The organism is Prevotella sp. (assembly GCF_051059605.1).
GTDB lineage: Bacteria > Bacteroidota > Bacteroidia > Bacteroidales > Bacteroidaceae > Prevotella.
On record NZ_CP050883.1, the window covers coordinates 2,024,529 to 2,037,129 of the forward strand.

The following is a 12,601-nucleotide window of genomic DNA, read 5'->3' on the forward strand; positions in this document are numbered from 1 at the left end:
AAATTTTATTTATTACTATTTACATTAAACACTATTTTATAACCACACATTTACCCTCAATTATATATACTCCTTTGGATAGTTTTTTCAAAACATCCCCCTTCTTTAACTTTGAATAAAGAAGCATACCCGAAAGGTTATACACATCTACAGGCTTATCTGTTTCTTCAATCTCATGAATACCAGTGACAGGAGTCTCTCCGTCGTTGCTGAAAAATATATTCTTTATAGAGATATCACCGCCACCATAAGACCAGAAACCTGCTATATAGATATGTGATAGGTCTAAGGGTGTTGTAGTTCCATTTTTTACTAACTTTGCTAGTTCTATTTTTACCGTCGTGCTGCTACCGATATTCGTCATTGAAGGACTACTCCAATAGCTATTTTCATCAAAGAGTCGAAAAGAAGCACCGTTACTTTGCGCCTTATTCATTTCTATCACTATGTACTTATACCCAGATAAGTCTGTTCCATTAGTATATTCCCAACCTCCAAAACCATATTGTCCAGTAACCAATGTATGTGTAGATTCATCAAACGTACCACTTCCATAAACGGAAGGATTAATACCGGCAGCCGTGAGAGGAAATGCACTTACAGATATATTAATACTTGTAGAAACGGTATTACTAAGTGCATCATTGTAACTTGCTGTCACTACAGCATTTCCTTCACTATAAGATGTTAGTCTCCCATTCTTTACACCGACAACCTGATTATTTGAAATCTTATAATTAGCACTCGAAGTTATATCTTCTGTATGTCCGTCTTTATATGTAGCAGTAAGAACAAACGATTTCGCTGAATTTGTAAGCAACGAATAAGAAGGCTTATCTGCCGATATAGAAGCTACAGTAAGATAGTTTTCGGAATATGCCACCGAAGACTTATCATAGAAAGTATCTTCAGAAAAGTCCTTCTCTGTTGAAAACCAGTCCACGTCTACACTTCCACCAAGTTCCTTTGTAGCGTAGTTGAATATACCGAAACGATTTCCAACAAATACAGATAAATTATACTTCATATCCAAGTCTTGTCCAAACTTAGTATATGTAGCATTATCAAGACTATAATAGAATGTAGCTTTAGATGTAGCGATATCGGCAACGGCACGTAAGTATATCACTGAATCACATGCTATCGCATTTGAATAAATCTTTTTATCTGCCGTATTACTCTGTACAAGATTAAGAATACTGCCCTGCTTGTTTATTGCTATATAAGCATACGGATTCTGAAATATAGCAAGTCCAGCCATGTCCCCGTCATTCATCTTGCTTATGTTCATTCGTATAGTGCCATAAGAAGGTTTAGTATTGTCCCTAAATCCAAATATGCGCTGTGTAAGCATATTGCGTGATTTCTGTAAAGAATCGGTTACAGATGCTGTGTAAAGGCGTAGTTTACCTGGATTTTCTAATAAAGACCATTTAGACTTGTCTTGATTATGATTCCATTGCCATTGGCTACCCAACAGATAATTTTTGAAATTATCATTTGTCGGCATATACTTTCTATCATAGTTCACACCAACATTCGGCTTAGTGTATGTTCCTGCATCTGTGCCATTATTACCAATAACAGGCCAGTTATCATTCCAAGTTACAGGCAACAAATAAGGCATTCTGCCGAAAGCACCACAATCTCTCATTAGCATTGTCCACCATTCACCGCTTTGAGTCTGTATCATTGCCCCTTGATGAATATCATCACTATCGAATACCTTCTTTTTCTCGTAAGGACCAAATACATTTTTTGAACGGAAACACCACTGTGTTGCAGGCCATGCACAACAAGTAGAATAGATATAATAATACCCATCTTTTTTGAAGAAATGGCTTCCTTCAAGTCCATCAAAGCCTCCGTCTACATCAGCTTCCTTCACAGGGGCGAAGTTATCATCCAACTGAATAACCTTTAGGTTTCCATTTCCACATACCACGTAAGTAGTACCATCATTATCTGTCATAAGTCCTGGATCATAATATCCACGTGAAAGACGTGTCATTGTCCAAGGGCCCTCTGCATCTGTAGCCGACAACAGATAACCTCCAGCATCATCACCATTGCCAAAGGCATTGAAAAGTATATAAAATTTTCCATTCTTGTACATCAAGCTGTTAGCCCATGCACCTTTGGAATAAATATTTTTACCATCTTCAAGATTGTATTCAGCATTAGCCGACATCTTTTCAAGAGGATTACAGCAATATTCCCAATTCACTAAATCTTTTGATTTAAGCAGAGTACAACCCGGAAAATTATGCATTGTGGTGGTCACAATGTAATATGTATCACCAACCTTCTGAACATCTGGGTCTGGAAAATCAGCCTGAATCACAGGGTTTGTAAATGTTCCATCTCCATTATCAGAACATGATTTAAATGTAAAATCGGTATGTGGGTATTGTTTATTTGCATAATCCTTATACCAATGATAAGCAGGCCAAGGACATGCTTCATTATCAGTTAGGAAAGTATCACCACTTCCCTGTTCATCTTTGAACTGTGCTAGAAGTTCAGGAGTTGTGAATATCAACCAACTTACATTTCCACAATCGTCAGTTATCTTCTTAAAGTTTGCTCCAAAGCCTGTTCCACCAGCAATTCCTGTAACACCTTTACCAAATGAGGAATTATACTTTTCTGGAGCCCAGTCCATCTCAGTAACAACTATAGGCGCCAAGTCTGATATTGGTTTTATCTGTTTGTTCCAACCATCATTAAATAATTGATAGTTTACATTAGGTGTATTTTCTGATCCACTATTATACCATCCAGGATAACAATGCACAGCATAGCCTACATTTTCGCCCTTTATCGGATAGTCGGCAAAACCTTCATAGTTTGCTTGATAACTCAATCCTGGCACCAATACAATATTATTACAATTAGCACGAATCGTATTGGTTATAGTTTGGAAATATTCGCTCAACTCCTTGAAACCAGCCTGTTTACCATCAGACCAGATACGTACTGGTTCATTGGCAAGCTCAAACATGATGTTTGGATTATTCTTGATATATGAGTCAGCAGAAACATAATTCCAAACCTTGATAAGATACTGTTGATATGCATCGCCCACAGCTATAGAATCTGGGCATACACCAGGTGGACGCATAATAACATAAAGTCCGTGACTGATTGCATATTTAGCCATCGGCACGAAAACACTTTGGAAATATGTCTTGAAACGATCGTAATCAAAAGCCGAAATATCATTCTCGCCCTTTGTTCTTATGCCAGGAGTATTAGACCAATATGGATCCATATGCAAACGCATAAAGTTCATCTTCCAGCCGGCAGCCATAATATTGTCTATCAAGCCTTGATTATAACTTAGACATGTGTTGACATCATAGTTATTCCATTTGGCACCACGCTCATTAAACCACGGACTATAAGTCTGTGCAAAGCCATGTAAATTTACGATGTTTCCATTAGGATCCTTGAAATACCTGCCTTCTACATGCAGTTGTGGCATAGCCATTCCCTCCCAAGCAGAGGCTGTAATTGAAGAGAATAATAAGACTATATATAGTATAGTCTTTAAGGATTTATTATTCATAACAAATGATAATAGATTATTATTTATGCAGTCTTACATTATTTAAACTAGACATGCTGCATCTTGATTTTACAAAAGTAATATAATAAATTATAATATGATTAATGACATATTACATATACTTTTCGTAGTGTAACAAATTAAGTTTATATGAATATAATAATCTAAAATCTTATCTTTACTACAATAAAAGGCACAAAGAAAGGCGGAGAAAATTTTATCATTCCCCGCCCCATTGTTCTTGTTCTGATTATTAAAATCAGATAGTCATATTGTATGACTAAAAGAAATTAGGTTGACCATCCTCAAACGGATTGGTTCCTATTTGATTACGATTCAAATATATGAAATAAAGAAATACGTTCCAACTAATTTCTTCATTATTTTTCGATTTTAACATTGTAATCGCACACAAGATCAGAAGGACAAATATAACATGCGATTTTGAGAATTGTTTCGTCTATCTCATCCTTCTGCCAAACTTTTCACCTTATATATTATATATAAGCACACGCTTAACACATTTGTATTATTCATTTCGTGCATGTAATCACAATGTAAGGATTTCATAACTTCAAGGCAATGTTATTGAAACATTTCTCATTTATCTTTGCAATGTCTAAAAAAGACAAACTAAAGATTTAAAAGAGGAACGGTAGCATACAATCTTTTTATAAAGAAGATATCGTATTAGACTAAAATATTGACGGCGTGCAATCTTTTTCAAATGAGCAAGATAACACAATAAGTGTGGCTTTGAAAGAAGACGAGCAACAACTGGGCGAAGTTACCATTACAGCGGTAGAGCGTAAGAACACAGAGGTGGCAATGGTGCAACTAGCCAAGAACAGTTCCGTCATAGTGAGCAACATATTAACGGTCGGTTTACGGGTAAGCATACTATTAGCAGCGATGCACTTGACTGGAGCATAGGCTATGCGTATGCCAACCGTAACTTTCCAGACCGTAACAGATATTTAACAGATGATGCTTTGGAAAGTGGCACATCATTCAGGGGCATAGGCTCTTGGGTTACTCAAGTATTATATCTCAGGGCACAGGGCACTGGTGATACAAAACATAAGGAAGAACAAACTTTATCTCACAAAACACAGACTATTAAGTAGTTATATAATTCAACATCTGAGGTGCATCACTACAATAAGTGATGCACCTCTTTTTATGTATTCCCGTTTGCTGAAAAAAATGCGGTGTTGGCTGATTAATTTTTAAAAGAATATAATATGTGTTTATATTTGCAGAAAGTCTATTTAAACCAAAATAATTATGAAACAGCGTATAAACTTATTGGCAATATTTGATATTGCTATTGAACTTATTACCCACGCAACGCTCTATAGCACCGGAACATCAGCAACAGCTTAGGAGTTATGGGAGTTGTAAACTATTGATAATAAGCATCACATGCAATTTATATATAAACATTACGTTATAAAAACAATGAAAGTGAAGTTATCCACTTATAAAGAAAATCTGATATATCTAGCCTTATGGTTGATATTATTTATAGCACCCGCATCAAGTATGTATATGCGGGTGCAGAATAACTCAGCCATGACAATGGACTGGTCGGAGATTTTCCATGTATGGAATTTATATACGGTATACCTTATAATATTCCTTATACACAATTTCATATTGGCACCCTTGCTGATATACAAGAAAAAGAAACTCATTTATTTTCTCACCACAATATGCCTCATCACGATTTTTGTCATCTTTCAATGCTCACTGAGACCAAGAAATTTCAGAAAGAAGATGGAAATGCACAGAATAGAATTCATGACAAGAGACTTGCAGATGCATGGATATAAGGTAGAAAAACCACCACATGAATTTGACAGAGCTAATAACGGACCTGAAGGAATGAACATGGGACCGGATATGAAAGGCAGACGTCCAGACATGCCTATGTTCATAGGAGAAAAAGATATTGTGTCATCGGTAATACTGGTATTAATCATCGGTATGAACCTTGGGGTGAAACTGTATTTTAAAAATGATAAAGACTCTATGGAGATGCAGCAGCTGGAGAAGCAAAACCTTCAGCAACAACTGGAATACCTGAAATACCAGATAAACCCGCATTTCTTTATGAACACGCTTAACAATATACATGCGCTTGTAGATATAGATCCAGAGAAAGCAAAGACTACTATTGTTGAACTTTCGAAGATGATGCGCTACATTCTGTATGAAGGTAACAAGCCGCTTATCCCTATCGCACGTGAGATACAGTTTATCAAAAACTATATCACATTAATGAAACTCAGATACACTGATAAAGTTAAGATTTCACTTAACATACAGGATCCAATAAACGACAGCGGAATACCTCCACTGATGCTGATCACATTCATAGAAAATGCTTTCAAGCATGGTGTAAGTTATAAACAAGACAGTTTTATAATTATCAACATAAGTTTCATCGATAAACGACTATACTTTATGTGCAGCAATAGCAAAAAGCCAGAAGATAATGCCGAAAAAGAAGAAACAGGATTACCTAAACAAGGTGGCGTAGGACTAGCCAACGTAAAACGAAGGCTGGAACTTATCTATGGCGACAAATTTACATTGGATATTGATGACTATACTGATACATACAATGTAAAGTTGGACTTGCCAATCGCATAACAGTATATAAACAAACAACTCAAAATATATGATTAAATGTATAGCTATTGACGACGAGCCACTTGCATTGCAGCAACTCGTTACATATATCAGCAAGATTCCATTTCTGTCTATTGTCGGTCAATGCCAGGGAGCGATTGAGGCGAAACAGATCATGGAGAGCGAAGTTGTAGATGCAATATTCTGTGACATCAACATGCCAGACATCAATGGTATGGACTTCGTGAAGAGTCTTGCATCTCCTCCAATAATAGTCTTCACGACAGCTTACAGTGAGTATGCCGTAGAAGGATATAAGGTTGACGCAGTTGACTATCTGCTGAAACCATTTGGACTTGACGAGTTCCAACGTGCGGCAAATAAAGTTAAGCGCGTTTATGAACAGATTAACGATAGCGATTCGTCTTCAGCTCAAAGTATATCTGATGGATCAGAAGATGCCTCTACCCTATTCTTTAAGACAGAGCACAGAATCGTTAAAGTTGACATCGCCGATATATTATATGTTGAGGGCATGAGTGAATATATGAAGATACATCTAATCTCTCAGCCTAAGCCACTTATCGTTTTGCTAAGTATGAAAAAGCTTGAAGAACGCCTGCCTGCAAACTTTATGCGCATTCATCGTTCATATATTATAAACCTAGATAAAATTATTGAAGTAAACAAGAATCGTGTCATTATTGACAAAGATGCGTATCTACCAATAGGTGATTTATATAGGGATACTTTTAATAATTATTTAAACACACGTTTTTTGGGAAAATAAACTGATTCGTTTTAGCGATATACAAAAAAATCATTGTAACTTTGCAATGAGTATTGCTAACATAAAACGATGAAAAAGATGCTGCAGTTAGACAATTTTTATAAAGCACGCTATGTCTTGAGCAATGTAATCCGCAAGACAGAATTGGTGCATACCAAAAAAATTAACCCGGATGTAGATGTTTATCTCAAACCGGAATGCCTGCAAAAGACAGGCTCGTTTAAAATTCGTGGAGCTTATTACAAGATTTCACAGCTGTCTGAAGAGGAAAAGGCGAAGGGCGTTGTTGCCTGTTCTGCTGGAAACCATGCTCAGGGTGTGGCACTAGGTGCTACAGCTATGGGAGTGAAAAGCCTTATCTGCCTGCCAGAAGGAGCTCCGATAAGTAAGGTAGAAGCTACACGACGGCTAGGTGCAGACGTTTGTCTTGTACCAGGAGTTTATGATGACGCATATCAAAAGGCACTGCAGCTACACGACGAAAAAGGTTATACTTTCGTACATCCTTTTGATGATGAGAATGTAATCGCCGGTCAAGGCACTATCGGACTTGAACTCATGGAACAGTTACCTAGCCTTGATGCAGTTGTTGTTCCTGTTGGTGGTGGAGGACTTATCTCTGGAGTGGCATTTGCCATAAAGAGCCTCAACCCAAAGATAAAGGTTTATGGTGTTCAGGCAGAAGGTGCACCAAGCATGCAGAAAAGTCTCTGCGACAAAAAAAGAGAATGTCTCTCATCGGTATCTACTGTTGCTGACGGTATTGCAGTAAAAGAACCAGGCAAACTTACTTTTGAAACTTGTTCAAAATATGTTGATGAAGTTGTTACCGTCAGCGAAGACGAGATATGCGCAGCAATACTGAAACTCATTGAATCAGAAAAGATGATAGCCGAGGGGGCTGGCGCCGCAAGTGTTGCCGCTGTGATGTTCAATAAAGTTCCTGTAAAGGGTAAAAAGACCGTTTGTATTGTGAGTGGAGGAAACATTGACGTTACTATTCTCAACAGAGTTATCAACAGAGGTCTCGCCAAAAGCGGTCGTCTGTGTACTCTTGATATGCAACTTGATGACCAACCTGGTAAACTCGTTGATGTTTGTATGGTTATTGCTAACAAAGGCGCAAACATAACAAGTGTACATCATGACAGAACAGGAAACCGAAATAAGGTGAATGCATGTATACTACGCGTAACGATGGAGACAAAGAATCAAGAGCATATAGATGAGATTCGCAAGGCTCTTGAGGATAAAGGAATAACAATAACGAATAATTCAAATCTAAAAGTATAATATTAATTATGAAAGCTATTCACACAAACAACGCGCCTGCAGCTATAGGTCCTTATAGCCAGGCTATCGAGGTAAACGGTTTTGTCTTCGCTTCAGGTCAGATTCCAATAGATCCAGCAACAGGCGACTTCGTTGAAGGTGGTATAAAGGAACAGACAAAGCAGGCTTTGACGAATGCAAGTAACATTCTAAAGGAAGCCGGAACTGATTTGAGCCATGTTGTAAAAACAACTGTCTACATGGCAGATATGGGTGACTTCGCTGCTATGAACGAGATCTACGCTCAATTCTTCAATGAGCCTTATCCTGCTCGCTCAGCCGTTGCAGTTAAAGCTCTGCCAAAGGGTGCACTAGTAGAAGTTGAAGTATTGGCTGCAAAATAAATAAAAAAGCTCTGGAATATATATTCCGGAGCTTCTTTATCTTCTTTTCATGAAGATAAAAAACTCTTCAAATGCCCATTATATAATTAGATTAGCTACGTGCAACATCTTAATTATATTCTTAGACAGAATAATATTTGTATGTTAATAATTACATCTGCATCAGCATATTAATTATAACAAATGGCTATCAAGAAGAAATACAAATGCATTAAGTGCGGATATGAAGCTGACATTTACGAAGGTGTAGGCTTCATGGGGCAGCATATTGTCACCATGTCTTGTCCGGACTGTCACACCCTGCAACCTCTTGTTGTGGGAGGTGCTATAGGAGATGCAGCTCCATCATTCCAATCAGAGTCAGGACGTCTATGTCTGAATTGCGGAAGCGACAGAATTTATAAATGGAATGGAAAGACTTGTCCGCAATGTGGCGCAACGATGACCGATTCACAGCAAAATGAGTTCTGGACATGAATGATTTTTTACTAGCCTATTTTATCAGTAAGTAAGAGAATGATATTATTTCATTTTCTTTTTTTTCTTATACACATCCTCTAATATTACTGTTAAAGACAACACCAAGCCAAATACAAATGAGGAAACAAGTATTCTGCAGGATTGTTTAAATGGCATTTCATTAACTACAAATCCCATTGTCCATAAACCAGAGAGCATAATAAACAGCCTCAGCCATCTCATAAAATATCTATATACTTTTTTTCTTCCCATGACAAAGATAATATATTAACAAATACTACTTGCAAATATATAAAAAATATTCTATTTGTTGTAGAATGGAAATATAACTTTCCATAATTATCTAATTATAATCCTTAAAGTATTATGTACAACATATTCTAGAATTATTTAGTTTTTTCCGTATACCAGAAAAAGTTTTTTTAATGTCACTAATTACTCAAATTCAATTAGAAAATCTGTTAGAGACTTGTCTGCCGCAATATCGATTTTCTTGCGTAGACGATACCTTGCACCTTCAACACCACGTATTGTAAGATTAGTAAATCTGGCAATATCCTTCGTGTTGAGATTCAGACGGAGAAGAGCACAAAACCTTAAGTCAGACGGAGTTATATTTGGATATTTTTTGTGTAGATTGCGAAAGAAATTCTTATGTATAAGATCAAAATTATTTTGAAATACAGACCAGAACTGATCCGTATCATTGTTGTCTATCATACTAAGCATTCTATCTATATCTCTTCTACTTAATGAACCCGTTCGTTCCTTTTCACGTAATGCATCCTTTATAGCTTCCACAGAGTTCTTCCTTGCTACATTAGCCAAAGCCAGACTGGCCATTTCTTTCCCTTTCACCTCTATCTCATTTTCAAGCAACAACTTTTGCTGTTGAGCTATAATTTGTTCCTGCTCCAATACTTTCAAACTCTTGCGCATAAGTTCATCATTGGCTTTTTCTTGATTTATACGTATCAGTTTGTTCGAACGCCAGTTAATGTATATGTGAATGATAATATATAGTAATATAGCGTAGAATATAAAAGCAACCCAAGATAATAGTAAAGGTCTGTTATGACTGAACCTATATACCATTTGCCCCAATACCTTACCCGATACAGAACAAACAGTAGCTGTAAACTTGTAATCACCATAGTTTAAACTGTTGTAAACCACATTTGGTGATTCCGACTGTGAGTTTATATTCGTTCCCGATCCTTCCAATTTATATTTGAATATATACTTTTCATTATTATAATTTGGGTAGGATAGAGCAATCGAAATATTGTCGTTTGTTGATATGCTCTCCACTTCATCATTGCAAGATAACAGATGCAATTTGTTGTCCGAATCATAATTACCAACCTTTGTTATTTTAAGTATGTATTTAGTGTTCTTGATGTATCCGGAGTTGCTTCTGTAACAACCTATTCCATTATTCATGAAAAAGAACGCATCATTACCGTTAACGTAGATAGGATTACTACTAGTATTACATTCCAGACCGAATATGGCACTTGGTATGAATACCTCAGTATAGTATCTGTGTCCATTGAAGTGAACCTTCGAGTATCCGTTTTCATCAGCAATCCAGAATGTGTTATTATCGATATTTATTGCCGAGATAACACCTTTTTTACAAATGTTATCTAGTTCATTATATTCGATTATACGCTTTTGTATATCATCATATGTATAAAGTTTATATCCATCAGAGAATATTACACGACCCCGAATATTCAGTACGTGCATCTTACCCGAATATACAGTCCCGGGCATAGATTTATAGTAGTGCCAGTGAACTATTCTCTTTAGATCTTTAGACAATTCTATCTTAAAAAGTCCTTTGCTCATTTGTGCAGCCCATATCACACCGCTATTGTCTATTTCAAATTCACTTATAGGCATAGAAAATCCTGTTAAGGAATTTGAGAATATCCATTTACCACCAACTTTTCTGTATATTCTGAAGAAACTGTATGACGATTCTATGAGAGCTGTTTGTCCGTAATAAGAGTATTCTCTTATACTAGTGCTTCCATTTATAGCCCCCGGCATCTTAACACTCTCGTTACCATTTATTACCCTAGTACCCAAGTTATTTCCAGCAAATATATCATTGCCGAATCTCGCTACATACCAGTTTTGTCCATCAGTCTTTTTTACCTGATTTATTATTCCTTTTGCTATATCATACCTCCAAACAGAAAGATTAGTTCCGATATATGCATTATTGTTGACAATACTCATTCCATAAACCATTCCAATAGGTTGGTTGAAATTGTCAGTACGTAATAATGTAAGAGGGATTCCCGTATGTATAAGTGATATTCCTATATCCAGAGCCGCCCATATATTGTTTTCCCTGTCGATGAATAGTCGTAATACAGTATTATCATATAGTCGGTTTTCTATATTATAATGCCATTTACTGCGTCCATTATTATCTATGGCATATATTCCGTTTGATATAGTTCCTATTATGATTGTGGATTGTCCTAATATTACTCCTCTGTTTACTTGGTATTTCATCAGGTCATTATCAATCTTTGTTCTCCATTTTGTCAGTTTACCTTTCGAGAAAAGAAATATACCGTTATGTTCTGTTAAAAGCAGTATTCTATTATTGCTATATGGTAATGCTGCTACTACATTATCATCCCCATAAGATTTCCTATCCAGAAGGTGTACAAACCTATTATTACGAAGCAAATAGAAATCCCCATTAATCATTTGTACATATATCTCCTTATTTAGCGAGAAAAAGTAAAGAGGCATATTCTTAGAATCGAAATGAGATGTTATTTTACCTTTGTAATAGTCAAACCAAGAGCAGAACGATTGGAAATACACATGTCCGTTTGGCGTTTTAATGATGTTCCATATCTCATCGTTATGCGCCTTGTAGTTTTTGGGCCATAGCGAAGTATACACATATTGTCCATATAAGTTTTGTTCGAAATATCCGAAATCAGTATACGCCCCTGCGTATATTCTATTCCCGTCAGCCATTACCGACCTTACAACACCGTTTCCCGGCATAGGAGTTAGAGTCCAGTTGTATCCATCAAACGAGAGTAGTCCTTTATTATTACCGAAGAACATTCTTCCATATACATCTTGCGTACACGACCAGTTTTGCAAATCTCCATTATATTTGGATGGTGCAAAGTTTGTAACGATAGGCATTGGTTCAGATGCGTATGAGTTGACAGGTATTATTATCAGTAATAAGATTACAAAATAAGATTTCTTCAAATTTAAGTACATAACATGGTATAATAGTTAATGAATTGCAAATATACATTTTTATTATCATTCAACAAAAAAATATTTCTAAAAATATTATTTTTGTTATCTATTGATAATTAATTAGTTACAGACTAAAACGTACTAAAATCGTAGTGACATTATATGGTATCGTAGTCGTAGCGTATTTTATTTTTT

At 36.3% G+C, this 12,601-nt stretch carries 8 protein-coding genes; 6 read left to right on the forward strand and 2 right to left on the reverse strand.

Features of this window, described 5'->3' with window-relative positions; all coding sequences use genetic code 11:
- Positions 1–31: 31 nt before the first annotated feature.
- Complete coding sequence (locus tag HEQ28_RS08050) at positions 32–3,571, reverse strand: family 43 glycosylhydrolase (protein ID WP_434501756.1); 3,540 nt, start codon at positions 3,569–3,571, stop codon at positions 32–34.
- A gap of 1,607 nt (positions 3,572–5,178) precedes the next feature.
- Between HEQ28_RS08050 and HEQ28_RS08055 the strand changes: the two genes are divergently transcribed.
- From HEQ28_RS08055 to HEQ28_RS08080, 6 genes are all read left to right on the forward strand, one after another.
- A complete protein-coding gene (locus tag HEQ28_RS08055; protein ID WP_434501757.1) occupies positions 5,179–5,406 on the forward strand; it encodes a hypothetical protein in 228 nt (75 codons plus the stop codon).
- Complete coding sequence (locus HEQ28_RS08060) at positions 5,375–6,229, forward strand: sensor histidine kinase (RefSeq protein WP_434501758.1); 855 nt, start codon at positions 5,375–5,377, stop codon at positions 6,227–6,229. The genes HEQ28_RS08055 and HEQ28_RS08060 overlap by 32 nt, the downstream gene beginning before the upstream one ends.
- A 28-nt stretch (positions 6,230–6,257) precedes the next feature.
- Positions 6,258–6,998, forward strand: coding sequence for a LytR/AlgR family response regulator transcription factor (locus HEQ28_RS08065; protein WP_434501759.1), 741 nt, complete (start codon positions 6,258–6,260; stop codon positions 6,996–6,998).
- A gap of 78 nt (positions 6,999–7,076) precedes the next feature.
- A complete protein-coding gene (ilvA, locus tag HEQ28_RS08070) occupies positions 7,077–8,291 on the forward strand; it encodes a threonine ammonia-lyase (RefSeq protein WP_434504437.1) in 1,215 nt (404 codons plus the stop codon).
- Between the two features lie 8 nt (positions 8,292–8,299).
- Positions 8,300–8,674 (forward strand): RidA family protein, encoded by a 375-nt coding sequence (locus HEQ28_RS08075; protein WP_434501760.1) that lies wholly within the window; start codon positions 8,300–8,302, stop codon positions 8,672–8,674.
- Positions 8,675–8,857: 183 nt separating this feature from the next.
- A complete protein-coding gene (locus HEQ28_RS08080; protein WP_434501761.1) occupies positions 8,858–9,151 on the forward strand; it encodes a hypothetical protein in 294 nt (97 codons plus the stop codon).
- 438 nt (positions 9,152–9,589) lie between these two features.
- On the opposite strand, the gene HEQ28_RS08085 is transcribed toward HEQ28_RS08080, so the two are convergent.
- Complete coding sequence (locus HEQ28_RS08085) at positions 9,590–12,412, reverse strand: helix-turn-helix and ligand-binding sensor domain-containing protein (protein WP_434501762.1); 2,823 nt, start codon at positions 12,410–12,412, stop codon at positions 9,590–9,592.
- Between the last annotated feature and the right edge of the window lie 189 nt (positions 12,413–12,601).